This is a genomic window from Marinomonas communis, assembly GCF_004363305.1.
Taxonomy (GTDB): domain Bacteria; phylum Pseudomonadota; class Gammaproteobacteria; order Pseudomonadales; family Marinomonadaceae; genus Marinomonas; species Marinomonas communis.
The window spans coordinates 206,145-231,852 of record NZ_SNZA01000002.1 but is presented as its reverse complement, the minus strand read 5'-3'; the positions used below and the strand labels follow the sequence as shown (position 1 = coordinate 231,852).

Below are 25,708 nucleotides of genomic sequence, written 5' to 3'. Positions count from 1 at the left end.
ACTTGGCCCTCAGAGCAATCTGAGGGTCTTTTCTAACGCCCCATTCTTCTCAATCCTGGAGTATTTCGTGAAATATCTCATCTCATTTTGTTTGTTAATGTTTGCCAGTTGGATGCCAGTACATGCGGCGACAACTGAGGTTCTACTTGAACAATTAACAACAACCAAGCTTTCCAAATTACCCGATATGGTTGAGCAACTCGAAGCGCAAGGGGACGAATCCCTGTTGCCAGTATTTCGAGCTTGGCTCGCGGGTGATCTGCATTTTGTTAAAGACAGCAAAACCATTGTGGTGGAAACCGATGTGCAAGGTAAAGAGGTCTATATCGACCCATTTAGCCAAGAGCAGCTGTTGGGTCTTTCCAGTAAAGACGTCAAGAAAATCAAAGTAAACAATAAGTTGCGTGGCTTGTTGCGTGGTGTGATCGCGCGTATCCAGTTAACCTCAAACAATGCTGATGTGCGCGAAGGGGCGGTGCGTGAGCTGTTGTCAGACATTGATGAGGACACTTTTGCAACGCTAGAAACCTTATTCCCCAAAGAGTCGAACAGCGATGTGAAGCAGATGATGCAAACTGCATTATCGATTTACACGGCAACGGATAAAAGCAATAGCCAAATTACTCGTGTGACGGCGATTGAGTTTTTAGGAGGCAGTTTAGAAAACGATGTACGCAACGTCTTATTAAAACTGTCCCGAGATAGCAATGAAGTGGTGGCTGCGGCGGCAGACAAGGCGCTTGTGAACATTAACCGACAGGTAGAACGTTACGCGTTGGTGGATCAGCTGTTCTTTGGTTTGAGCCTTGGCTCAGTCTTACTGTTGGCATCGATTGGTTTGGCGATCACCTTTGGTGTGATGGGTGTGATCAACATGGCGCACGGTGAAATGATCATGTTGGGTGCTTACACCACTTATGTTGTGCAGCTGATCATGCCGAACTATATCGACTACTCCATTTGGGTAGCGATTCCTGCTGCGTTCCTTGTCTCTGGTCTGATGGGCGTATTGATTGAGCGTCTAGTCATTTGTCGACTGCATGGTCGTCCATTGGAAACCTTGTTAGCGACTTTTGGTATCAGCCTGATTTTACAACAGCTGGTGCGTACGATTTTCTCTCCGCTTAACCGTCAAGTGTCAACACCGAGCTGGATGAGTGGTTCTTGGGAAATTAACCCAGTGCTGTCTTTGACGTTGAACCGTTTATATATCTTAGCGTTTGCTTTGCTGGTGTTCTTGGCACTGGTGTTCATTTTGAAGAAAAGTTCATTAGGTCTAAACGTACGCGCTGTGTCGCAAAACCGCAGTATGGCCAAAGCCATGGGGGTTAAAACCGAGTGGGTCGATGCGATGACCTTTGGTTTGGGTTCAGGCATTGCGGGTATCGCTGGGGTGGCTTTGTCTCAATTAACCAACGTTGGGCCAAACCTTGGCCAAGCGTACATCATTGACTCGTTCATGGTGGTGGTCTTCGGTGGCGTGGGTAACTTACTGGGTACGTTAGTCGCTGCGTTTACCTTAGGTATCGCAAACAAATTCCTAGAGCCAACCACGGGCGCGGTGTTGGCTGCGATCTTGGTGTTGGTCTTCATCATCCTATTTATTCAGAAACGTCCTAAAGGATTGTTCCCACAAAAAGGGAGAGCAGCAGAATGAGCAAGCTGATCAACTGGTTTTCCGAAGGTCGCTCATCAGGCAAATACACGCTGCCGTTTGTCATCCTTCTTTTAGCGGTCACGGTTTTGGCTTCAGCCGCTAACTTGTTATTACCGCAAGACTCTGCGCTGTATGTGAGTACTTACAGTATTACCTTGTTAGGCAAATATTTGTGCTACGCCATGCTAGCACTGGCGGTGGATATTATCTGGGGTTACTGCGGTATTTTGAGCTTAGGCCACGGCGCATTCTTTGCGCTGGGCGGCTATGCCATGGGCATGTACCTCATGCGTCAGATCGGTGATCGTGGTGTGTATGGGCATCCAATTCTGCCTGATTTTATGGTGTTTCTAGATTGGCAGGAGTTGCCTTGGTTTTGGCATGGTATGGATCAATTTTGGTTTGCCATGATCATGGCAGTACTGGTTCCGGGGTTATTAGCCTTTGTCTTTGGGTGGTTGGCGTTCCGTTCTCGTGTGACGGGGGTGTACCTATCGATCATGACGCAAGCGTTGACTTATGCTCTGTTGCTGGCCTTCTTTCGTAACGAAATGGGCTTCGGCGGTAACAACGGTCTGACCGACTTTAAAGAGATCCTAGGCTTTGATTTGCAGTCCGACAGCACGCGAGTGTCGCTGTTTATCATTACCGCGGTCTTATTGGCAGTCGTGTTGATGCTGAGCCAACGTATCCTGTCGTCACGCTTAGGTAAGGTTACTTTGGCGGTGCGCGATGCCGAAGCACGTACCCGTTTTATCGGCTATCGCACTGAGCGCTATAAAGTGTGGCTGTTTGTTTATTCAGCTGTGATTGCGGGTGTGGCAGGGGCCTTGTACGTACCTCAGGTTGGCATCATTAACCCGGGTGAATTCTCTCCTATCAATTCTATTGAAGTGGTGATTTGGGTAGCGGTTGGTGGCCGTGGCACCTTGATTGGCGCCATTATCGGAGCGTTATTGGTGAATTATGCGAAAACCCGTTTCACCGCCATTATGCCGGATGGTTGGTTGTTTGCACTGGGGGCTTTATTTGTCCTAGTCACCTTGTTCTTACCAAAAGGATTGATTGGCCTTTACGGGCAGCTGAAATCGAAACGTCAGCCCGCTTCATCTCAGGAGGTGACATCATGAGTGCATTCGATAATTCGATCCAAGGGCTACGAGAGACCTTTCGTCGAGATCAAGTTTGGCCATTCTTAGCCCCGGAACAAGCGGCTAAGATCGACGTATCGAATCAAATGATTCTGTACGTAGAGGGCTTAAATCTCAGTTTTGATGGCTTCAAAGCGCTTAATGATCTGAACCTGTATGTCAACGATGGGGAGTTGCGTTGCTTAATTGGTGCCAATGGCGCGGGCAAAACCACACTGATGGACGTGATTACAGGTAAATCCAAACCTGATGCAGGGTCGGTGTATTTTGGTCAGACGCATAACCTGCTGACCAAAGACGAGGCCGACATTGCGCAACTTGGCATTGGGCGTAAATTCCAAAAGCCGACCGTGTTTGAAGAACAAACCGTGTTTGACAACTTAGAGCTGTCCTTGAAAACCGATAAGCGTGTGCTGCCGACCTTGTTTGCCAACTTATCCCCTTCTGAAATTGATCGTATTGATGAAGTGCTCGCCATCATTGGCTTGAAGCAACAGCGTTTTATGAAGGCGGGTGCTTTGTCACATGGCCAGAAACAATGGCTCGAAATTGGCATGTTGTTGGTATCGGATCCGCGTTTGTTATTGATCGACGAACCGGTTGCTGGGATGACCGCACAAGAGACTGAGCGGACTGCAGAGCTGCTGACATCGTTAGCAGGAGAGCGAACGGTGATTGTAGTGGAGCACGATATGGAGTTTGTGCGCAGCATTGCACGCACTGTAACGGTGCTTCACCAAGGCTCGGTGCTCGCAGAAGGCACTATGGATCAGATTCAAAGCAATAAAGATGTGATCGAGGTTTACCTCGGTGAAGAAGCGGTGGAGGCCTAAGTATGATTTCAATGAACAAAGTGAGCCAACTTTACGGTGGCACGCAAATACTCTGGGATTTGGACTTAGACATCGAGCCGGGCTCAATCACCTGCATCATGGGGCGCAACGGTGTGGGCAAAACCACGTTAATGAAAGCCATCATGGGGTTGTTACCGATTAAAAGCGGTGAAATCACGATGAATAACCAAGCGCTGCACAAGCTGAGTGCTGAACGTCGAGCTTATGAAGGGATCGGCTATGTACCCCAAGGGCGCGATATCTTTCCCATGCTAACGGTCGAAGAAAACTTACGTATCGGTCTGCCAGTTCGCAAAAGCAAAGAGATTCCGGAAAAGATTTTTGAATTGTTTCCGGTGCTCAAAGAAATGTTGCACCGCCGCGGCGGTGATTTATCCGGTGGTCAGCAACAACAATTAGCGATTGGTCGCGCTTTGGTGCTTGAGCCAAAGGTGTTGATCTTGGATGAGCCAAATGAAGGTATTCAACCAAACATTGTGAAGCAGATTGGCGACGTGATTCTTAAGCTCAATGAGGAGGAAGGCCTCACCGTGATCTTAATCGAACAGAAATTGGGGTTCGCCCGCCGCGTAGGCAAAGAGTTTCGTCTGATGGAAAAGGGTCGTATCGTCGCGGCTGACAAGATGGAAAACTTGAATGACGATCTGATTAAGCAATACCTCGCGGTATAGACTTTGAAAGCAAGCTAAGGAATTGCATGAGTGTTGTAAAAGATGCGTTGCCCTCAATAGAAACCGTTTCACCTGCCAGTCAGTGGCAGGCGTATTTAACGCTTGGTTTCACTAAGAGTGCTCGTGGCACCGTATTAAAAACCTGTGACCACAAGGGGCCTTTGTATGTGCAAAAGCCCTTTTATCCAGAAGGCAAAGACACGGCTCATGTGTACTTATTGCATCCCCCTGGCGGTTTGGTATCGGGTGATGAGCTAGTGATCGAATCCAACCAAGCTCCGGACACCCATGTGCTGATTACTACCCCTGGTGCGGGGCGCGTATACAAAGCGCGTCCAGATCGAACCTTACAACGTCAAACGACTCGTTTGCATGTGCCGAAAGACGCCATCATGGAATGGCTGCCACAAGAAACCATTCTTTACCCTGATGCCAACACACGACTACGTAACCAGATTGAGCTGCATGGCAGTGCGCGCTTCATTGGCTGGGAGATTACTTGCTTTGGTTTACCGGCTAACCAATTGGATTTTGGAACTGGGCAAGCCGATCAAAGCTTTCAGATTCGTGTCGATGGGCGTTTGCGCTTGCGTGAGCGCTTATTGGTCGATGAATACAGTCGTGGCTTGATGGCAGGCAAAGCGGGTTTGCAAGGCAACCCAGTGAACGGCTTATTGCTGGCTGGACCATTTTTGAACGTGGAAGAGGGAGTGCTGGAGACCCTGAGAGGTCTTTGCCAAGACAACGATGGCTTGTCCGGCGTGACCCAAGTGGATGAGTTTATTGTGCTGCGTAGCTTGAGTCATGACAGCGAAAAAATGAAGCGATTGTTTACGCGATGCTGGGAAGTGCTACGCCCAGTATTGATCGATAAAACAGCGTGTGCGCCGAGAATTTGGGCAACCTAAACCAAAGGCTGCTACCGCCATGCGCGAAGCAAAATGATAACGAATAAAGGGTTGAACGATGGAATTACTACCAAGAGAAAAGGACAAGCTGCTGGTGTTCACAGCAGCCTTGTTGGCTGAACGACGTTTAAATCGTGGCCTGAAGTTGAACTACCCCGAAGCCATGGCCTACATCACCATGGAAATTATTGAAGGTGCACGAGATGGTAAAACCGTGGCCGAGCTGATGGCATTTGGTAAGACCTTATTGAGTGCGGAACAAGTGATGGATGGCGTCGCGGATTTGATCCACGAAGTACAGGTGGAAGCGACGTTCCCAGACGGCACGAAATTGGTCACTGTGCATAACCCGATTAACTAACTCACGGAGGCAACATGATTCCAGGTGAAATTCAGGTCGCTGATGGAGTGATCGAGCTAAACGAAGGTCGTAAGACACTGACATTACGTGTTGAAAATACCGGCGATCGCCCAGTACAAATTGGCTCCCATTACCATTTTTATGAAGTGAACCCTGCTCTGGTATTTGATCGCGACCAAGCCAAAGGTTACCGCTTGAACATTGCTTCAGGAACCGCGGTGCGTTTTGAACCGGGCCAAGGGCGTGAAGTGGAATTAGTCGAATACGCAGGTACGAAAACGATTTATGGCTTTCGTGGTGAAGTGATGGGCAGCTTGGCAGAGGGAGCAGAATAATGGCGATAATGGACAGACAAAGCTACGCACAGATGTTTGGTCCAACGACCGGCGATCGCGTGCGTTTAGGGGATACCGACCTTTGGATTCAGGTAGAAAAAGATTTCACCACGTACGGCGACGAAGTGAAGTTTGGTGGCGGTAAAGTCATCCGTGACGGCATGGGACAAAGCCAATTAACCAATGATGTGGCGGTAGATTTAGTGATCACTAATGCCCTTGTGTTGGATCACTGGGGCATCGTCAAAGGTGATGTCGGTATCAAAAATGGCCGTATCTTTAAAGTCGGTAAAGCGGGTAACCCAGACGTCCAAGACAATGTTGATATCGTTGTGGGACCCGGTACTGAAGTCATCGCCGGTGAAGGTTCGATCCTGACGGCGGGTGGCATTGATGCGCACATTCACTTTATTTGTCCACAGCAAATCGAAGAAGCCCTGACGTCTGGTGTAACGACAATGATTGGTGGCGGTACCGGCCCTGCGACAGGTACCAATGCTACGACCTGTACGTCTGGTCCTTGGTACTTAGGTAAGATGTTACAAGCCACTGATAGCATGCCGATGAACTTAGGTTTCTTGGGCAAAGGGAACGCGAGTTTGCCTGATGCTTTGGAAGAGCAATTAGAAGCGGGCGCTTGTGGTCTAAAGCTGCACGAAGACTGGGGTACGACACCGGCCTCGATTGATTGCTGTTTATCGGTTGCCGAAAAGTACGACGTACAAGTGGCGATCCATACGGATACTTTGAATGAGTCAGGCTTTGTCGACAGTACCATTGATGCCTTCAAAGACCGTGTGATTCACACCTACCATACGGAAGGTGCAGGGGGCGGTCACGCACCGGACATCATTCGTGCGGCAGGCTTAGCGAACGTTTTACCGTCTTCCACCAATCCAACACGTCCGTACACGCACAACACCGTGGATGAGCATTTGGATATGTTGATGGTGTGTCACCACCTAGACAGCAACATCCCTGAGGACGTGGCCTTTGCAGACTCGCGTATTCGTAAAGAAACCATTGCGGCGGAAGACATCTTCCACGATCGCGGTGCCTTCTCAATGATCTCCTCAGACTCGCAAGCCATGGGCCGAGTGGGGGAAGTGGTTACTCGTACGTGGCAAACGGCGCACAAGATGAAGCAACAGTTTGGTTTGTTGCCAGAAGACACAGAAGTGGGGGCTGATAACTTCCGAGCCAAACGTTATGTTGCCAAATACACCATTAACCCTGCGATCGCGCACGGTATCAGCCACGAAGTCGGCTCAATTGAGCCGGGTAAATTGGCGGATTTGGTGTTATGGAAACCTGCGTTCTTTGCAGTGAAACCGTCGATGATTATTAAAGGCGGCATGATTGCCAGCGCACCCATGGGCGACCCGAACGCGTCGATCCCAACGCCACAACCAGTACATTACCGCCCTATGTTTGGCTCGTTCGGCAAAGCCCCTGCGGCCACGTCTGTGACCTTTGTTTCAGAAGCAGCATTGAATAATGGCATTAAAGAATCGCTTGGCTTAGATCGTACTTTGGTGGCGTGTAAGAACACCCGCAACATCCGTAAAACAGACATGATTCATAATGCGTGGATGCCGAATATCACCGTCGACCCACAGACTTATGAAGTGCGTGCAGACGGTGAATTACTGACTTGTGAGCCAGCGGAAAGCTTGCCTTTGGCGCAACTGTACAACTTGTTTTAATCGCTTAGCGCGAAGAATTGGGGTAGCCCTATGTTAGATATTTACACTCGCCTCGGCACACATTGCCACGATGAGGTGTACACCACTGTGATTTTGACCCATGAACAACGCGAACGCGGCCGCCTAAAACTCGTTGGCGAAAACGGTGAAGAGGTTCGTGTGTTTTTAGATCGTGGTAAGCCTTTGTTAGTGGGCGAATATTTGCGCTCTGAATGCGGCAAGACCATTCAAATTGTTGGTGCGGTCGAAGACATCGCTCATGCCAGCTGCGAGGATTGGACGACCTTTGCTAAAGCTTGTTACCACTTAGGCAACCGTCACACCAAAGTGGAAGTCGGTGAGCGTTGGTTGCGAATTAAGCCAGATCACGTGTTGGAAGAGATGCTGCACTTGCTAGGATTGGTCGTCACTCATGAGCAAGGCATTTTCAATCCAGAATCTGGAGCGTACAGCCATGGTCATCACCACCACTGATCACGGACTGCTGCGCTTATTGCAGCTTAGTAGTGTCAGTTTGCCTGTTGGTGGCTATGCCTTTTCGCAAGGCATGGAGTACGCCATTGACAAAGGTTGGGTGACAAAGCAAGCGCAGGTCGCGGATTGGACGCAGCTTCAGCTATTGCAGTCGTTAGCACGTGTGGATTTGCCTGTATTGCGTTTGGCCATGGCGGCTTGGGCTACACGAGATGAAGCGCGTATTGTTGAGCTGAACGATTTGATCTTAGCGTGTCGTGAGACCAAAGAATTACGTTTGAACGACACAGCTATGGGCGAAGCCTTGGCGCGTTTGTTACGTAGTTTGGAGATCGAAACACCGTTTGTACGCTTGGAAGACATTAGCTTTGTCGTGCTGTTTGCGATTGCCGCGACGCACTGGCAAGTGGAGTTTGATAGCGCAGCATTGGGTTTTTCATGGTCTTGGCTTGAGAACCAAATCGCTGCGGCGACCAAGCTCGTGCCTCTAGGGCAAACCCAAGCACAGTTATTACTGGGGGAATTGCAACCGACTTTATCGGAAGCAATTGCCTTGTCGAAAACCATCGGCGAAGACGATATTGGCGCGGGCCTACCAGCGGTAGCTATCGCCAGTTGTTTACATGAAACCCAATATTCGAGGTTGTTCCGTTCTTAGAGGATTCCCCTAACTCTATAGCCAATTTATCGGGTTAACATCAATTCGAAACTGACAAAGTGATATCGCAATAGGAGCGAAACATGAGTAAACCAAAACAAACCCTACGAGTCGGTGTAGGTGGCCCAGTCGGTTCGGGCAAGACAGCATTATTGCGCTCTTTGTGTTCTGCGATGCGTGAACACTACAACATCGCTGTGGTAACAAATGATATTTATACCCAAGAGGATGCCAAGTTTTTAACGCGTCATGAAGCGTTAGAAGCCGATCGCATCATTGGTGTGGAAACCGGTGGCTGTCCTCATACAGCGATTCGTGAAGATGCGTCGATGAACTTGGCGGCGATTGATCAGTTGTTGGATCGTCACGGCGAGCTGGACGTGGTGTTTGTAGAATCGGGTGGCGATAACTTGAGTGCCACGTTTAGTCCGGAATTATCTGATCTGACCATCTACGTGATCGACGTGTCTGCCGGAGATAAGATTCCACGCAAAGGTGGCCCCGGCATTACCAAGTCAGACTTGCTGATCATTAACAAGATCGACCTTGCTCCATTGGTAGGCGCATCACTGGAAGTCATGGATCAAGATGCCAAAGCGCAACGTGGAGAACGCCCATTTGTGTTCTCGAATTTAAAAGCCGCACAAGGCTTGGATGACATCATTCAGTTCATTGTCACAGAAGGCATGCTTGAAGCGAAAGAAATCCCACCTGCAAAAGCTGTGGTATAAGGTAGAATCCCTACGGCTAACGCAACATTAGGAGAAATTTAATGCGTATATCAATGAGTAAAGCTGCGACGGTCGCAGCGCTAACAGTCGGATCAACAGTCGCGATGGCGCACACAGGACACGAGCACACGTCTAGTTTTATGTCTGGCTTCCTGCACCCAATGGGCGGTTTAGACCACTTGTTGGCGATGGTTGCGGTAGGTCTTTGGGCTGCTAGCATGGGTGGTCGCGCTCTTTGGGCTGTGCCGATGGCATTTGTTGCCATGATGCTATTAGGTGGCGGTGCTGCGATGGCTGGTCTAGAAGTGCCATTTGTTGAGCAGGGTATCTTGTTATCAGTAATGGTATTAGGTGCATTGGTATTGGGTGCGAAACGTCTACCTGTGGCAGCTTGTGCAGCCATTGCTGGCGGCTTTGCGGTTTTCCACGGTGTGGCGCATGGTATGGAGATGCCTGCGAACGGTGCAGCAGCTCAGTACGCTCTAGGTTTTGCCGTTGCGACAACTGCTCTTCATTTGGTGGGTGTTGGCTTTGGTCAACTGATGGCTCGTCTGGGTACGCCACTTGTGACACGTATTAGCGGCTCTGTAATTGCTGTATTGGGTATGGTATTAGCAATCGCATAATCTACCAGTAGATAGGGGTGTTGTAGGGTAGTTCGACACCCAAAATAAACGCCAAGAACTTGTCTGTTCTTGGCGTTTTACGATGGGGTGAAGTGAGATGGCTGCTGCTCAGAAAATCTTCAAAGTAAGGCGCCACTACAACAAGTGGGTCGCTGACCAAACCATGGAAGATTACGCGCTGCGCTATACGGCTAAGCAAGGTCATTCCATGAGTATTGACCGCGTTGGTCATACCGCCCTAGGCGCGGCGGCATTTCTGGCGTTAGAAGGGTTGGCAGCGGTTATCACGCTTACCTATGGCTTCACCAATGCCGTAGCTGCTATTTTGACGGTGCTTGCGGTTTTCTTTATCACTGGCTTTCCCATTGCTTATTACTCAGCCAAACATGGCTTAGACATTGATCTGCTGACACGCGGGGCAGGCTTTGGCTATCTTGGCTCTACGATTACTTCGCTGATCTATGCCACTTTCACTTTCATCTTTTTTGCTATCGAAGCGGCCATTTTAGCCTCTGCATTGGAAGTCTTGCTTGGGATTCCCTTACCCATTGGCTATGCCTTATCAGCGTTATTCGTCATTCCCATTGTGACCCATGGTATTAGAGCGATCAGTCGCTTTCAAACTGGCACGCAATGGATTTGGTTAGTTTTACAAGTCGCGGCCATTGGTGTGGTGGTGACGCAGGAATATCAAAATTTTTATGGTTGGACGGAGTATGTCCCCGGCCATTTGCCTCAAGACACGGGGTTTGATTGGCTGCTGTTTGGTGCGGCGGCCTCGGTGTTGTTTGCATTGATGGCGCAAATTGGTGAACAGGTCGATTACCTTCGTTTCTTTCCGAAAAAGACCAAAGAGAATCGCAATCGCTGGTGGTTTTGGCTGGTATTGGCGGGGCCCGGGTGGGTCTTTATTGGTGCGATCAAAATGCTGCTGGGGTCATTTTTGGCTTACTTGGCTATTTCTGATGGTGCCACGGTCCTACAGGCAACCGATCCAACTTATCTGTATCAACGAATCTTTCTGTTCTTAACGACTTCTCCGACGACGGCTTTGATTTTAGCCGCTGTCTTCGTGTTTATTTGTCAGATGAAAATCAACTTGACCAATGCTTATGCAGGGTCCATCGCGTGGTCGAATTTCTTCTCTCGTCTTACACACTCTCACCCCGGTCGCGTGGTCTGGCTAATCTTTAACGTTACCATTGCGCTCCTATTGATGGAGCTGGGTATTTACCAAGCGTTAGGTGCGATTTTAAGCGTATTTGCCATCAGTGCCGTGAGTTGGTTGTCGAGCTTGTCGGCGGATTTATTGATCAATAAGCCGCTAGGGTTAAGTCCAAACTATGTGGAGTTTAAACGTGCGCATTTGTACGACATTAATCCAGTAGGTACTGGCTCGATGTTAATCGCCACCACGCTTGGATTGCTGTGTTATTTGGGCATCTTTGGTGAGGTGGCAAAAAGTCTGTCGCATTTTATTGCCATTGCAGCCTGCTTTATTTGTGTACCGCTGATTGCGATGCTTACCAAAGGAAAGTATTACATTGCGCGACAAAGCCCTGAGTTAATTCCTCTGATTGCGACAGCGAAGCAAGCCAATCCAATCTCTCACCCTCACGCACACTCTGTAGTCACGTTAAAGTGCGGTATCTGTGAAAATGAGTTTGAAAGCGAAGACATGAGCTTCTGTTCTGCTTACCAACAGCCGATTTGTTCTCTTTGTTGTTCCCTCGACGTGCGTTGTTTGGACAGTTGTAAGCCGCAGGCCAGTATTTCTCAACAAAGTGACTACTTTCTGAAACTGTTTTTACCAAAGCGACTGGTGCGCGCGATCAGCTCGCGGCTAGGACGGTTTGCCTCCATGCTGGTGGTGATCAACATCATTAACGCGGCGTTGATGATGCTGATTTATCGGCAAATGGCGCCGCAAACAGAGAGCGAAGCCGCGTTGCTGGAGCAAGCTATGTATGCGTTGTTCTTCACTTTGTTGATTGTATCCGGGGTGCTGTCGTGGTTGTTTTTGTTGGCCCATGAAAGTCGCGTGGTGGCGCAAAAAGAATCGAACCGCCAAACTCGTAAGTTGACCCAAGAAGTAGAGGCACACAAAGAAACCGATTTGGCACTACAGAGTGCTAAAGAACAAGCAGAGCAGGCAAATGAAGCCAAAAGCCGTTATCTAAGCGGGATCAGTCATGAACTGCGCACGCCTTTGCAGTCGATTATTGGCTATGCCCAATTACTCTCAGAAAAAGACAATACCCCATCAGGGCACCAAAACGGCTTGGACATTATTCATCGTAGCGGTTTGTATTTAGCCGATCTAATTGAAGGGTTGCTGGATATTTCTAAGATTGAAGCGGGGCGTTTTGACTTATACCGAAACACCGTGGATTTACCGAAGCTGATTGATCAATTAAACAGTATGTTTGCCATGCAAGCGCAGGGCAAAGGTATTGGCTTTCAGGCAAAAATCCTAGCACCGTTGCCCAACCAAGTGGTCACAGATGAAAAGCGCTTGCGACAAATTCTGATTAATTTGCTGTCCAATGCGGTGAAGTACACGCCTAAAGGTAACGTGGTATTTGAAGTGAATTATCGTAATCAGGTGGCGGAGTTCGTGATTCGTGATACCGGGCTTGGGATCAAGCAGGAGCATTTACAGCGAATCTTTGATCCTTTTGAGCGGGTGCGTGATGTCGCCACCGCTAACCTTCCGGGGACGGGCTTGGGGTTGACCATTGTTAAGCTACTGACTGAAATCATGGGGGGCGACCTGCAAGCCAAGTCGGTGGTCGGAGAAGGCAGTGAATTCAAAGTAAGTTTGATGTTGCCATGGGTGTCACAAGGACAAGAAGCAACACCAATGTCCAAGAAAATAGTCAGTTACCGTGGTTATCAAAGAACTATTATGGTGGTCGACGATGATCCCGTGGTGCGTGGTCTGCTCGCGGATATTTTAACCCCCATAGGCTTTAACGTTGTTGAAGCGGCCGATGCAAAGCTGTGTCTGGATGAGTTGGATTCGTGCTCGCCTGACTTGTTTGTACTGGATGTCTCGATGCCGGGCATGAACGGCTTAAGTCTTGCTAAAGTCTTGCGTGAGCAAGGTTATGCTGTGCCGATTGTCATGCTGTCAGCGGATGCGCAGGAGAACCAAAGGCGCCCCGATGAGCAAAATGCGTTTAATCAATATTTGGTCAAGCCCATTAAAAACACCGCTTTATTGGATGCGATTCAACAGTGGCTGAAGATCGAATGGGTGTATCAAGAAACCGTTTCAGCAGAAGACTCTGTCTCGCTGTCGGCTTTAGAGGACATGTCTAAACAAACTCCGAAACGCGCGGCGGCGGATGAGTTACCTGTCCCCATACCCGATCATGAAGTGATCAGGGAACTAACGGCGTTTGCGGAAATGGGGTATAAAAAGGGAGTACGTGGCGTTTTGGATCAGCTTCCTGACAAGGGGATTGTTGATCCACAACATTTAGCACAGTTGGAAGCGCTCTATAAAAGCTTCCAATTTGATGGCATTGCAACTTACTTAAAACAGCACACCGTGTGATGTGGAACTTTTGAAAATGAAGGCGAACCCTAAGAATGACATTGTGTTGGTAGTCGACGACTCTCCTGATGCGCTGAGTCTGATCCATGACACTTTGGAGCAAGCCAACATGGATGTTTTAGTCGCTTTAGAAGGCCGACAGGCGTTAACCATAGCGAAGCGAATTCGACCGGACATCATTTTGCTCGATGCGGTAATGCCAAATATGGATGGTTTCGAGACGTGTCATGCGCTCAAGGCGGATCCCAACTTGTCGAGTATTCCTGTCATCTTTATGACGGGCTTGTCTGATACCAATGATATCGTTCGCGGTCTTGAAGCGGGTGGGGTGGATTATTTGACCAAGCCTATTCAACCGAATGAGTTAATCGCGCGCATGCGAGTGCATTTAAACAATGCCCGCTTGAGTAATAACGCTCAGTCAGCTCTTGATAGCATGGGGCAATTCTTGATGACGTTTAATGGGCAAGGCGACGTTGCTTGGGCCACGCCACAAGCGCATGCCCTATTGGCCAAGGCTCGCTTAACGTCCGCTTGGCAGGTTGAGCATCTAGCACCTCAGGTACGGAGCTGGTTAAGTCATCGACCTGAAGAAGGGAATCGTCTGCCACTTCAAGAGCTCGACTATCCACTTACCTTGAAGTTTCTGGGATACACCGAACAGTCGGAAGCGTTGGTGAAACTGGAGGACGGGGACCGTCCGCTTGGGCCGGAGTTACTCAAAGTCGAGTTGGGTTTGACCGAACGTGAATCCCACGTTTTACACTGGATAGCGAACGGCAAGACCAACCGCGAGATTGCAGAAATCTTAGAAATGAGCCCCCGTACCGTTAACAAGCATTTGGAACAAATCTTTCCCAAACTTGGCGTTGAAAACCGTACGGCGGCTGCGGGTGTAGCATTACGTATCATGACGCGCGAGAGCGCCTAAACTACCCCAGTACTCTCTCAACATAAGGCTTAACGTCGGCGACGGTGGTGCAATGATTCGGGATTGAAATACTGCGGTAACCATCGCCTTTGAAGGCACGATCCACTTCGAGTAAAACGCCTGTTTCTTGGCCGTTGTCGACGAAGGTGACTTCGATTTCACGCACGCCAAACAATGAAAAACTGTCCGGTTTGAATTCGTACTCTTGATAACAAGGTAGGTGCGAGGTGAAGCCCGGTGCTGATACCTTGCCCGCTTCAATGTCCGATTTGAACAAGCGGTAGCCGCTTTGGCTAATGAAGTCTAAGACCGCTCGTTGCGTTGCTGACGGCAGAATCGTCAGAGGGTCTTTGTCAGAACCATCGATACCGTTTTTAATGTCGATGCCTGTTTGTAGCCACATTTTTGCAATCGTCACCCCTGCTAATTCGCTGGCAGGGATTTCTGGATGCAGCATCAGTGAGAATGTTTTAGTTAAGGTTTCTCCCGCCTCTACGGTCAGCGCCAACGGTTGCCACCATTCTTGTAGCACGACACTGCGTTGCACCTCACGCTCATGTTCTTTGGTTTCAACGGTAGCTTTTGCTTTGGTCATCACGGCAAAAGACAGCCCTTGGATTTCCTGCGCGACATCGCCGCCTTTAATGACGACTTCTACCTCAAACGGTGCGCCAGCTTGCAGGCTGTCACTTTTCAAGATGGCATCCACATTGGCTTTGCCAATGCCAACACTTGCGAGTAATTTTTTAAACATAGGATGTCTCTAGTTATTTTGGGGAACGATTAAGGGACAGGATGACCTTGTGATGCCACCCAAATGGCGAACCACTCATGGTCGCTTAATGTCATCGTCAGCGCTTGCTGTGCAGCCAATACACGCTCAATTTTGCCCGAACCAAGTACGGGGGCAATGCCTGAAGGGTGGCGCATCAGCCAAGCAAGGGCGATTTGGTCAAAGCTGGCTTGATGAGCTTCTGCGACGTCAGACATGGCTTGGTAAAGGGTTGGGTTAATGCCTTCTAGCTTAAATAAGTCACCGCCAGCAAAGGGCGACCAAGCCATAGGCGTCACAGCATGTTGCTGAGCGTGCTCTAGGGTGCCGTCTTTGAAGTGTTTTAGCTCCAAAGGTGACAGCTCCACTTGGTTGACGAGCAGTGGCATATCGATACGAGATTGCAGCAAATCAAACTGCTGTGCAGAAAAATTCGACACGCCAAAGTGCTTCACTTTTCCGACGGTATAAAGGTGCTCAAATGCTTCGCTTACATGATCTGGGTCCATCAATGGCGAAGGGCGGTGAATCAAGAGCATATCCAGGGAATCTACGTTTAAGTTTTTAAGAGATTGATCAACGCTTTGAATAATGTGTCCGGTACTTTGATCGTATCGGTGGCTGCTGATCTCTGGACGTTGCTGGCTTGGAAGTAAGATGCCGCACTTACTGATGATTTGCAGTTTGTCGCGCAATGAAGGTTTCAATGCTAAGGCGCGGCCAAATAAAGTTTCGCACTGATAATCACCATAAATATCTGCGTGGTCGACGGTGGTGATCCCGGCTTCAAGGCTTTGCTCAATAAAGCTAAGCAATTCTTGATCTGACATGCCCCATTCGGCCAAACGCCAGTAGCCTTGAGCAATGCGAGAGCCGGTAAAACCTAGTGGGTGATAGGTGTGCGTCATAGGATAATCCTTAGGTGATCACAAAATTTATGTGTGGTTACTGTAGCAACTCACTATTGGACTGCCTAGCGATGAAAGGTTCCCAGATGAGGATTCCTTTGCTGTCATATGACTTCAGCATGAGACGTGCTAGCCTAGTGAGTAGATTTCATGGAGGGTTTGACTGTGCGTATCGAGGAATTGTTTGGAATTGAACTGCCGATTATTCAAGCGCCCATGGCGGGCGTTCAAGACTACCGATTAGCTGTTGCGGTGTCTAATGCCGGAGGACTTGGGTCATTACCTTGTGCCATGCTGAGTGAAGAGCGCTTAGCGCAGGAGCTGGAAAGCCTAAGCCAACAGACGGATCGCCCATACAACGTAAATTTCTTTTGTCACACTCCGCCTGAACCCGACAGTGGCGTCGAAGGGCGCTGGCGCGCCACGTTGTTACCTTACTATGAAGAACTTGGACTTGAGCTTACCTCCATTACCTCTGGTCCAAGTCGTACGCCGTTTAACCAGCAAGCCTTGGCGGTTTTAGAAGCCTTTAAGCCCCCAGTGGTGAGCTTTCACTTCGGGTTGCCAGATCCAGAATTACTGGCTCCTATCCGCGCATGGGGTGGGAAAATCATTGCCAGCGCGACAACGGTGCAAGAGGCCATCTGGCTAGAGCAGCATGGGGTAGATGCGATCATTGCTCAGGGCCTAGAAGCGGGTGGCCATCGCGGCTTTTTCTTAGACAAAAGCATTGCCACGCAAGTGGGTATCTTTGCGCTGTTACCGCAAATCATTCAAGCAGTGTCCGTGCCAGTCATCGCAGCAGGCGGTATTGCGGATGCACAAGGCGTGGCGGCCATGATGGCCCTAGGGGCCGCTGGCGTACAGGTGGGTACGGCTTATTTGCTATGCGATGAAGCGCAAACCAGTGAGGTACATCGCGCTGCACTTCAGTCTGAAGCCGCTAACACGACTGCATTGACGAATTTATTCAGTGGCGGTGCGGCCCGTGGCATCGTTAATCGTGTGATGCAAGAGCTTGGTCCGATGAGTGCAGACGCACCGCAGTTTCCATTGGCGACACCTGCGATAGCGCCTTTGCGAGCAGCGGCCGAAGCGCAGCAGTCAGGCGATTTTTCACCGCTTTGGGCAGGGCAGAATGTGACTGGGTGCCGCGCCGTCTCAGCTCAGGTCATAACACAAGCCTTGGCGAATATTGAAGAGATGCGTTAGGGTAGCGCATTCTCTTTGAATCCCTGTTTGGAAGCTTATCCCTATGTCCGATGCAACGCCTCTTTCTCATTTAGAACAGCAGTTAAACTTCCTACGAGAAATCGATCAGCTGAAAAGCGTCGTGCGCAAATCTCCTCTGATTGATCAGTCCCGCAAAGAAAACTCGGCGGAGCATTCTTGGCATTTGGCAATGTATGCGCTCATTCTGCAAGATAGTGCGAATACGACGGTGAACATCGATCGTGTGATCAAGATGCTGCTACTGCATGACGTAGTGGAAATTGATGCGGGCGATCACCCAATTCATGAAACCGGTGATACTTCCGCGCAAGAAGCCGCTGAGCTTCAGGCGGCTGAGCGTATCTTTGGTTTATTGCCTGAGGCGCAAGGGGAAGAGCTGAAAGCGCTGTGGCTTGAGTTTGAGGCTGCTGAAACGGATGACGCCCAATTCGCTAAATCCCTCGACCGCCTTCAGCCTTTGATTCATAACGTCGCCACGCAAGGTGGCACTTGGGTCGAAGGGCAAGTAACCGAACCGCAAGTGCAGACACGTTATGGCCAAGTCATCGTAAAAGGCTCTAAAGCGTTGTGGCAGCATGCTAAGCAATTGGTCGCGCAACACTTCAAATCTCAACAATAATGCAGCAATAGTGACTTCTTAAGGGGCTTGGAGGATTAGGCAAAAATGCTGGAGAATCCTTCAAATGTCCCCAAGGCGCTGATGCTCTAATGATCTTGTGTTAACCATTTCACAACGATATTGGAGGTCTCGATGTCTAACCAAGCAAACTCTCAAGACACAAACGCTCATAAAGCACGTTCCCGTAAGGCACGACTCAGTCCTGCGGCTTTGCTAGCCCTCGCGGGGCTATCAGGGGAGGCCATCGCAAAGGAGCAGGAAATATATCCTGCAGGCAGTCAGCCAGCTTTTTCTGGGCCTGAGGCATTTTTCGATGGTCAAGTCGATGTACAAGTGGTGTTTCCTGAGCGCGAAGGCGTGCCCTATTCAGGTGCTTATGTCACCTTTCAAGCTGGGGCTAGAACTGCTTGGCATGATCACCCTGCGGGACAACATATGATCGTCACCCAAGGCACTGCTTTAACCGGAACCCGTGATGGGCAGGTGATCCAATTCCATGAAGGCGAGGCGGTTTGGTGTCCTGATGGTGTGGATCATTGGCATGGGGCAACCCCTGATGCTGCGATGACGCACTTTGTCGTGACAGCGAGCCAAGACGGACAAAATGTTAACTGGAAAGATAAGGTCAGTGACGAGGTGTATCAGGCCGCGGTGGCATCGTTGCAGGATGAGCATACACACTTCACAGCTTTGGATGAACGACAGCAACACCTGACTTACACCATTGCCTTAGCAACATTAGGTCAATCTCATGCGTTAATGGATACGTTGGATGTGGCTCTTGCAAACGGTGTCCCAGTCAGTGATTTGAGAGAAGCTATGATTCACTTGTATCCCTACGCAGGTTTTCCCCGTTCTCTGAATGCTTTGAACACTCTGATGCAAGTAGTCGAGGCCCGTAACGCTGCAGGATATGACACGGCGGAAGGCAAACCAGCGACACTTTTATCAGATAAGGATGACGCACAAGCATTAGGGCAATCGGTACAAACGGCCCTAGTCGGTGCGCCAGTGGGCGGTCCATTGTTTGATTTCGCTCCGGGAGCCAATGTGTTCCTGCAAAAGCACTTGTTTGGTGATGTCTTTGCCCGTGGTGTGTTATCCCATCAGGATCGGGAACTGCTAACTTTAGCTATTTTAGCGGTGATGCCAAACACCGATGGTCAGCTGAATGCGCACATCAATATGGCACGAAACGCAGGGGTTTCAGACGATCAAATGGCAGAGCTTGGTCAGCTATTAACCCAGCGAATTACTGCTCAAGCAGGCGCTCGCCTCGTACAACGTTTGAACCAATAAACTATCCACCATGGCTATGCAGCGCCTCTATGGTAATGGTTGGGCTTTGATACCCGATCATTGGAGGTGCTTAGTGCTGCTCTGGCTGACGTCGATATTCGGTTGGAGTGCAACCAAATTGGCGGCGAAATTGCTGACGAAAGTTACCATCGTGCTGATAGCCTAATTGCGCGGCAATGTGTTCGATCGTTTGTGTGGAATGGGTGAGTAGCCAAGCACCTTGCTCTAAGCGAACACTTTGCCAATAGGCGGCTGCAGATTGACCAAAGAGACTTAAAAATTTGCGATCCAGTTGGCGTCGGCTAAGTCCCACTTGTGCGCTGATATCGGTGACATTGATTGGGTGCGACATATGCTCGAACATCAATACCAAAGCACGATGAACGTAGGCGTCCGAAACCGCTGGCGCATTGTTCCATGTCATAAACGCCAATGGATTGCGGGACTCCGTGATCATCATATCCGCCAGCCCTTTGGCTGCTCGCTGTGCATTCATCTTTTTTGCCAACAACGCCTGAGCTAACTCAATGGTCGCAGTGCCTCCCACGCTGGTGGTGATGCGTCCGTCGGTGACAAATAATCCTTTTTCTTGAAGTTTGACTGCTGGGTAGCGTTCTTTTAGCTGCTGTTGATGACGCCAATGAAGTGTCACCGCTTTATGATCAAGCAGGCCACACTCGGCTAAACAAAAGACCGCGTTGTCGATGGCAACAATATGGGTATTAGCGCGATAAATCTGTTTTAACAGCGGACGAAAGAGAGCTGCTTGCTCAATGGCCGACTGAGCAGTGCGTCCACCAAACAGCACCACAAAATCTGTATTGCGAAAATCATGTTTCTCGCTAAGAGGGGCAACATCGATACCTAAGCCACTGCTGGCTTGTAAGGGATGCTGAGTCAGTTGATAGCTTCGCCAAGAACAATAACGTTGACGACTGCGGTCGTCTTCATCGGAGCTAAAGCGCAGTTTATCTGTGAAACCTGCGTAGGGCAGTAACGTCACCTCAGGAAACAAGATTAAGTCAAAGTGTGGCGTAGTCATTTTGTCCAAATAGCGCTGAATTATGTCTATTTAAGCTAGCACCTTTCTGAGTAGGATTCACTAGGATAGCTCTTAACAATCATTACCAAAGAGAAAGAATGTTATGACGTTGGAAAGCTGGGTCGCACTGTTTATCACCTGTGTCGCTCTTTCACTAAGCCCTGGGCCAAGCTCCACATACGCTTTGGCGACGTCGATTCGTCAAGGGGCAACCGCAGGCTTCAAAGCGGTGCTAGGCAGTACGCTGGGTTTTTCGACTTTGATCTTAATTGCCCTAGTTGGTCTCACGGCTTTTGTGGCCACACTGCCTTGGCTAGTGTCATTTATGAAAGGGATCGGGGCACTGTATTTACTTTGGTTGGCGTTTACATTGTGGCGCTCTGTCAACGCTAATGAACCACACATGGAGGTTGCTCAGCAGAAATCGTTATCTCGGCATCATACAGTTGTGCGCGGTTTCTTGATCGCCTTGTCTAACCCTAAAATTGTGCTGTTTTGGTTAGCGTTTATGCCATCTATCGTGGCAGTGGATGCATTAACAGCAGTGGACATGGCTGTGGTCATTGCCACATTTGCCCTGGTTGAGGCAGGTGTAGAGTTAGCCTTGGTGTGGTTTGGCGCAGCCGCTCAGCATTTCCTTGCTAAACACGTACGTTTGATCGACCGTTTTAGCGCGGTAATCTTTGTGTTGTTTGCCATCATGATAGTGCTATCGGAGTAACCTTATTGCCGGGACGAGGAAGCGCCCCAAATATCTGGAGCGCTTATGGTATCAAGCGAGATTAATCGGCTTCGAATAGCCCTTTTTTCATGTAGAACTTCACCCAAAGTGCGCCGATGATGGCAACGACCGCCAGCATGCTTCCTGCAATGGTAAAGACCATTTGGGTCATTTCTGGCGCGGGAGAGTTATTGATAATGACATACAGCATTGAGACGATCCCTACAATTTGCGGAATGGGGTAAAACGGCGTTTTGTATGGGCGCTTCAGGTTAGGAAAGCGGCGTCGTAGTACGATCACATCAATATGAGAGATGATGTACGCCAATAGGTAACTGGTGGTTGCCGCAATGACGAGAACGATCAGCGAGTCGATGTCCAACGTCACAAACGGGATCGATGTAAACAGCGCCATCATGATGATGCCTACCCAAGGCGTATTATAGCGGTTGACCGCTTTTAGCATTGGGAACGCTTGTTTCTGTTGAGCCATACCGTGAAGCATACGCGGAAGACCCGCTAGGATCGTATTGATTGTGCTACAGGTAGCGGCAAGGGCCATTACTGTGGCGATAAACAGACCTGATTTACCAAATACCGCATTGGCATAATCTAAGTAAGGGATCGGTGAACCAAGCAAGGTTTCTGTATCAAGGACTAAGCTGGCACCAAAGACAAACGCCAAAAATATTCCGAAAATAGCGAACAAAGATAGGTTCATTGCTCTTGGAATATTTTTGTTGGGGTCTTTGACTTCGTTAATCATAGGGCAAATGTATTCTGCCCCCACAAACAGCCACATTGCCAACGCGATTAGGCCAATGAAACTACCGTCTAGCACCCCGGCAAATCCCCAGTCGACTGAGGTGCCTTGTAGCGTTTGAACAGACTCCGAGCCGCCCGAGATGGCTGCTAATCCCAGCAAAACCATTGCGCTAACCAAAACAAAGGCAATGAAGTTTTGCACTTTGGCAAACACATCTGCCCCGACTAGGTTAGTGATGGCGAGTACGGCTAAGATCAGTAGAGGAACAAGCTTTTCTGGAAACATACCAGGTAGAAGCTCTGCGAGCATGGCATCTACTAAAAACATTTCAATAGGAACCGCTAAGCTGGCGACGATAACGTATCCGGCAAAGACCGCAACGATCGCTGGGAAGTGGCCAATGGCCTTTTGTGTGTAAGTGGCTAACGTGCCTTCTTGGGGGAACATTAGCGAAAGCTCTGCAAAGCTCATCGCATTACACTGGGAGATAATCAGAGCCGCAATCATTGCAAACACAAACGTCGTGCCGCCCATTCCGATACCTTGCAGGGCCGAAATCATCGCGCCTTGGACAATGACCAATCCTATACAGATCGCCATCATCGTGATTAGGCCTATCTTAGTACTTTTTTGCATGGTCGAAGGCGACGCCATGCTTAACTCATCGGTGGTGGTAATATCACTCATTATTCTGTTCCTCTTGTGAATGACACAATGTGCTAAACCTAAAATCGGTTAAATCGATACGGAGCGGGGTCGACGAGCGGCGAGTCGTTCATGACAATATCCGCTGCGAGTTGTCCCGCCGCTGGGCCAGTACCAAAGCCATGTCCCGAGAAGCCTGTCGCAACAGTCAATCCAGGAATGTCTTGGACACGGTCAATCACCGGCATGGAGTCCGGGGTCACATCAATCAAACCTGCCCACGATTCTTCTAATTCTGCGTCTTTGAAAATGGGCCAAGCGTTGATGGTATTGCGCATGGCATCATCCAATAAGCCATGATTTATTCTGGGTTCGCGAACACGAATGGATTCAAATGGAGAGCGCTTGTTGGCTGTCCAAGATCGAGGCGTTGATAAGTCTTCAAAAAACTCTTTGCCAAATGAAATGTTTAACGCGTCTTTCCCGAAGCGTAATTGGTCTTTGAATTGCAGACCGATCTTAAGGTGATCCAAGGTCAATGGAGCATCGACTTTGCCCCGTTGCATGATGATAAAGCCACCATCTTGGTGCTTACGAAATGAGAAGTCTGAGCCTCCTACGGCAATCTCAGTGGGACCTTTGATCGGCTTGGTTCTCAACACCGAAGCAATGACCGGTAGCGTAGGCAGTTGCACACCCAGATTACCCAAAAATCTTCGGGACCAAGCACCGCCGGCTAGGAGGACTTGGTCACAGCGAATTTCCCCCAGCTCGGTGATAACACCAGAGACTTTGCCGGCTTGCATACTCAGCGTTCGAACGGCGCACTGCTGCACGATGGTCGCGCCATATTTGATGGCAGCATTAGCTATGGCGCTGGTTGCTAACGTTGGTTCACCGCGACCATCCGATGGGGTATATACCGCTCCTTTCCAAGAGCCATTCCCGCCGGGAACAAGCTTATCTAGCTCTGCTTTGCTTAAGAGAGTGGAATCGAGATCCAGACCTGCGACAGAGTCCAACCATTTTTCATGAATGGCCATCTGCTCATCGGTGTCTCCAAGGAACATGATGCCTGCCTGACGATAGCCAACGGGCGCATCAACTCGTTCAGACAGGTTGCTCCAAATTTTGTCAGCGGCTTGCGCCAATGGAACATCTTCTGCGTGGCGGCTGGTTTTACGAATCCAGCCCAGATTTCGCGAAGACTGCTCGGCAGCAATGTGACCTTTTTCAAGCACCACGACGGGTACTCCGCGCTCTGCTAGTGTCAGCGCCGCACAAATGCCGACAATGCCACCGCCGATGATGACGACAGAGGTTGAATCCGGCAGTTGATTGCTGGTGTTAACTTTGACAAGTGTTTTTAACATGGCGTTTTCCAAAACAAAAAAGCGCTAAGAGGGCTTAGCGCTTTGGCTGTATTACTGGGTCAATAGGACTTCTTTGACTTTTGCTTTAGCGGAGCCGCGATAAGCCGTCAGCTCTAATTCCACTTTATAAATGGTTGAACCAAGTGGTGGGCAAGTCACGGTTGTCGCTGGGTTGATGCCTTTAAACTTCTCCCCAATGACGGCCATCACAACCTCGGTATCCACTGGGTTTTGAATAAATACGCGAGACATCACCACATCACCAAGAGAAGCATCAACGCTATGCAAAGCGCTTTCGATGTTGGCAAAGACTTGTAGTGTCTGTGCCGTGACATCTTCGGGAATCTCTTTGGTAACTGGGTGTCTGCCGGCGGTATTGGAAACAAAGATCCAGTCTTCTACTGCCACCACTCTTGAATAACTGGCTTTTTCTTCAAACACGTTGCCAGTTTTTACTTTGATAATATCGGTCATAAAATGCTCTCAGCGTATTTGATTAGCGCAGTGTTGGTGTGTCCCAAAGGTTCAGTTTGACGCCGATGTTTTGGTCAATGGCGTTTTGATAAATCTTGGTCGCCCAAGCCACGTCTTCTGTAGGTAGGCCGCCAACTGAGAGCACGATGATTTCATCGTCATTCTGACGTCCAGGTGCCTCACCAGCACAAATGGCTCCCAGATCTTCCAGTTGATCTTTGGTCATTAAACCTTCGTCAATCATGTCCATAAAACGGCAACCAATGATTGGGATGTACATGTGAGCAGGTTTTGGTGCTTCTTCGTGCCACGCTTCGTACAGGCCGATGTTGTCCATGACTTTGCGAACATCATTGGCTTCTAGCTCCGCATCAAAGCGGCAATAGGCAGGCATGGAAATGTATGCGCCAGGTTTGACCCACTCGCGTTTTACGATTGGATAAGTGCTGACATCGCCGGTTTCACCTGAGTTGCAGTAGGTAACGATGTCGGCGTCACGGACGACGTCTTCTAAGGTATCAACCACTTGAACATTGGTGATTTGCGGGAAGGTTTGGTTAACCCATGTTAAGAAGCTGTCCAAGCTTTTCTGACCACGTCCTTTTACCTTCAAGGTATCGATATTTGGGCAAACGGCCATGAAGGCTGCGATAGACGTTTTGCCCATCACCCCAGGGCCTAACAAACCAACGACTTTTGAGTCTTTACGGGCGAGGTGTTTTGCGCCAACGCCTGGGACGGCACCGGTACGGTACGCAGACAGTAGATTAGCGGACATGTGAGCAAGCGGTGCTCCGGTGTCGGCGTCGTTCAAAGTGAACATTAAGATCGAGCGAGGTAAGCCTTTTTCACGGTTCTCAATGTTGGAGCCGTACCATTTCACGCCGCAAGTCTGGTAGTCGCCACCCAGGTATGCTGGCATCGCCATTAAGCGTCGATCAGGGGTGTGTCGTGGCATGGTTGGAATGTCAGGCTGCTCAGGAAAGGTGACCATGGCACCGTGAGAGTCGTTGTTTGGTCCCGCCATGCGGTAGTCGCCTTTGTGCAGTAGGGCGAACATATCTTCCATTGTGTCGACACAAGTCGGCATGTTGGTCACGCCGGCTTTGATCATGTCTGGTTCTGATAGGTAAATGAAATCGATTTTTGTGTTGTCGGACATGGTTTTAACCCCTCAAATTTGGTCATGACGAGAACGTCTAATGTGCTGTTTTGCCGATTGAAGAAATGT

The 25,708-nt window shown here is 49.4% G+C and carries 25 protein-coding genes; 18 read left to right on the top strand and 7 right to left on the bottom strand.

Annotation, left to right across the window (positions count from 1 at the left end):
• The first annotated feature begins 97 nt into the window (after positions 1-97).
• The 14 genes from urtB (at position 98) to C8D85_RS07470 (ending at position 14,625) form a co-directional block, all read left to right on the top strand.
• Positions 98-1,657 (top strand): urea ABC transporter permease subunit UrtB, encoded by a 1,560-nt coding sequence (gene urtB / locus C8D85_RS07535; protein ID WP_133561865.1) that lies wholly within the window; start codon positions 98-100, stop codon positions 1,655-1,657.
• Complete coding sequence (gene urtC, locus C8D85_RS07530) at positions 1,654-2,787, top strand: urea ABC transporter permease subunit UrtC (protein WP_133561253.1); 1,134 nt, start codon at positions 1,654-1,656, stop codon at positions 2,785-2,787. Before urtB ends, urtC begins: the two co-directional genes overlap by 4 nt.
• Complete coding sequence (gene urtD / locus C8D85_RS07525; protein ID WP_211342157.1) at positions 2,784-3,641, top strand: urea ABC transporter ATP-binding protein UrtD; 858 nt, start codon at positions 2,784-2,786, stop codon at positions 3,639-3,641. The genes urtC and urtD overlap by 4 nt, the downstream gene beginning before the upstream one ends.
• 2 nt (positions 3,642-3,643) lie before the next feature.
• Positions 3,644-4,333, top strand: coding sequence for an urea ABC transporter ATP-binding subunit UrtE (gene urtE / locus C8D85_RS07520; RefSeq protein WP_133561251.1), 690 nt, complete (start codon positions 3,644-3,646; stop codon positions 4,331-4,333).
• A 26-nt stretch (positions 4,334-4,359) separates the two neighbouring features.
• A complete protein-coding gene (locus tag C8D85_RS07515) occupies positions 4,360-5,241 on the top strand; it encodes an urease accessory protein UreD (protein ID WP_133561249.1) in 882 nt (293 codons plus the stop codon).
• A gap of 58 nt (positions 5,242-5,299) precedes the next feature.
• Positions 5,300-5,602, top strand: a complete 303-nt coding sequence (locus C8D85_RS07510) for an urease subunit gamma (protein ID WP_055463059.1) — start codon at positions 5,300-5,302, stop codon at positions 5,600-5,602.
• A gap of 14 nt (positions 5,603-5,616) precedes the next feature.
• Positions 5,617-5,937 carry an urease subunit beta gene (locus C8D85_RS07505; protein ID WP_133561247.1) on the top strand — a complete coding sequence of 107 codons (321 nt, stop codon included), beginning with the start codon at positions 5,617-5,619 and terminating at the stop codon, positions 5,935-5,937.
• Complete coding sequence (gene ureC / locus C8D85_RS07500; RefSeq protein WP_133561245.1) at positions 5,937-7,643, top strand: urease subunit alpha; 1,707 nt, start codon at positions 5,937-5,939, stop codon at positions 7,641-7,643. Before C8D85_RS07505 ends, ureC begins: the two co-directional genes overlap by 1 nt.
• Positions 7,644-7,673: 30 nt before the next feature.
• A complete protein-coding gene (gene ureE / locus C8D85_RS07495; RefSeq protein ID WP_133561243.1) occupies positions 7,674-8,117 on the top strand; it encodes an urease accessory protein UreE in 444 nt (147 codons plus the stop codon).
• Positions 8,098-8,775, top strand: a complete 678-nt coding sequence (locus tag C8D85_RS07490) for an urease accessory protein UreF (protein WP_133561241.1) — start codon at positions 8,098-8,100, stop codon at positions 8,773-8,775. Before ureE ends, C8D85_RS07490 begins: the two co-directional genes overlap by 20 nt.
• 83 nt (positions 8,776-8,858) lie before the next feature.
• Positions 8,859-9,506, top strand: coding sequence for an urease accessory protein UreG (gene ureG / locus C8D85_RS07485; RefSeq protein ID WP_133561239.1), 648 nt, complete (start codon positions 8,859-8,861; stop codon positions 9,504-9,506).
• A 41-nt stretch (positions 9,507-9,547) separates the two neighbouring features.
• Complete coding sequence (locus C8D85_RS07480; RefSeq protein ID WP_133561237.1) at positions 9,548-10,132, top strand: HupE/UreJ family protein; 585 nt, start codon at positions 9,548-9,550, stop codon at positions 10,130-10,132.
• Between the two features lie 97 nt (positions 10,133-10,229).
• Entirely contained in the window at positions 10,230-13,694 is a 3,465-nt protein-coding gene (locus tag C8D85_RS07475; protein ID WP_133561235.1) for a hybrid sensor histidine kinase/response regulator, read from the top strand.
• Between the two features lie 16 nt (positions 13,695-13,710).
• Entirely contained in the window at positions 13,711-14,625 is a 915-nt protein-coding gene (locus tag C8D85_RS07470) for a response regulator transcription factor (protein ID WP_133561233.1), read from the top strand.
• 1 nt (position 14,626) lies between these two features.
• Here the strand turns inward: C8D85_RS07470 and C8D85_RS07465 are convergent, their stop codons facing one another.
• Positions 14,627-15,379 (bottom strand): sporulation protein, encoded by a 753-nt coding sequence (locus C8D85_RS07465; RefSeq protein WP_133561231.1) that lies wholly within the window; start codon positions 15,377-15,379, stop codon positions 14,627-14,629.
• Positions 15,380-15,408: 29 nt separating this feature from the next.
• Positions 15,409-16,305, bottom strand: coding sequence for an aldo/keto reductase (locus C8D85_RS07460; RefSeq protein WP_133561229.1), 897 nt, complete (start codon positions 16,303-16,305; stop codon positions 15,409-15,411).
• Positions 16,306-16,455: 150 nt separating this feature from the next.
• Here C8D85_RS07460 and C8D85_RS07455 point away from each other — a divergent pair, with 150 nt between their 5' ends.
• From C8D85_RS07455 to C8D85_RS07445, 3 genes are all read left to right on the top strand, one after another.
• The gene (locus tag C8D85_RS07455; RefSeq protein ID WP_211342156.1) at positions 16,456-17,517 is read left to right on the top strand and encodes an NAD(P)H-dependent flavin oxidoreductase; all 1,062 of its coding nucleotides are present in this window, start codon (positions 16,456-16,458) and stop codon (positions 17,515-17,517) included.
• Between the two features lie 43 nt (positions 17,518-17,560).
• Positions 17,561-18,157, top strand: a complete 597-nt coding sequence (locus C8D85_RS07450) for an HD domain-containing protein (RefSeq protein WP_133561225.1) — start codon at positions 17,561-17,563, stop codon at positions 18,155-18,157.
• A 132-nt stretch (positions 18,158-18,289) separates the two neighbouring features.
• Positions 18,290-19,456 carry a cupin domain-containing carboxymuconolactone decarboxylase family protein gene (locus C8D85_RS07445; protein WP_133561223.1) on the top strand — a complete coding sequence of 389 codons (1,167 nt, stop codon included), beginning with the start codon at positions 18,290-18,292 and terminating at the stop codon, positions 19,454-19,456.
• Between the two features lie 70 nt (positions 19,457-19,526).
• Here C8D85_RS07445 and C8D85_RS07440 read toward each other — a convergent pair whose 3' ends face one another.
• Positions 19,527-20,498 carry a GlxA family transcriptional regulator gene (locus C8D85_RS07440; protein WP_133561221.1) on the bottom strand — a complete coding sequence of 324 codons (972 nt, stop codon included), beginning with the start codon at positions 20,496-20,498 and terminating at the stop codon, positions 19,527-19,529.
• Between the two features lie 103 nt (positions 20,499-20,601).
• Here C8D85_RS07440 and C8D85_RS07435 point away from each other — a divergent pair, with 103 nt between their 5' ends.
• Positions 20,602-21,219: a LysE family translocator gene (locus tag C8D85_RS07435; RefSeq protein ID WP_133561219.1), complete on the top strand. Its 618-nt coding sequence runs from the start codon at positions 20,602-20,604 to the stop codon at positions 21,217-21,219.
• Between the two features lie 61 nt (positions 21,220-21,280).
• Here C8D85_RS07435 and C8D85_RS07430 read toward each other — a convergent pair whose 3' ends face one another.
• From C8D85_RS07430 to C8D85_RS07415, 4 genes are read right to left on the bottom strand one after another with little or no spacing between them, the layout of a single operon-like run.
• Entirely contained in the window at positions 21,281-22,672 is a 1,392-nt protein-coding gene (locus C8D85_RS07430) for an APC family permease (protein ID WP_133561218.1), read from the bottom strand.
• Between the two features lie 38 nt (positions 22,673-22,710).
• A complete protein-coding gene (locus tag C8D85_RS07425; RefSeq protein ID WP_133561216.1) occupies positions 22,711-24,003 on the bottom strand; it encodes an NAD(P)/FAD-dependent oxidoreductase in 1,293 nt (430 codons plus the stop codon).
• Positions 24,004-24,054: 51 nt separating this feature from the next.
• Entirely contained in the window at positions 24,055-24,477 is a 423-nt protein-coding gene (locus C8D85_RS07420) for a Rid family hydrolase (RefSeq protein ID WP_133561214.1), read from the bottom strand.
• 22 nt (positions 24,478-24,499) lie between these two features.
• Entirely contained in the window at positions 24,500-25,639 is a 1,140-nt protein-coding gene (locus C8D85_RS07415) for an ornithine cyclodeaminase family protein (RefSeq protein WP_133561212.1), read from the bottom strand.
• Positions 25,640-25,708 lie beyond the last annotated feature (69 nt).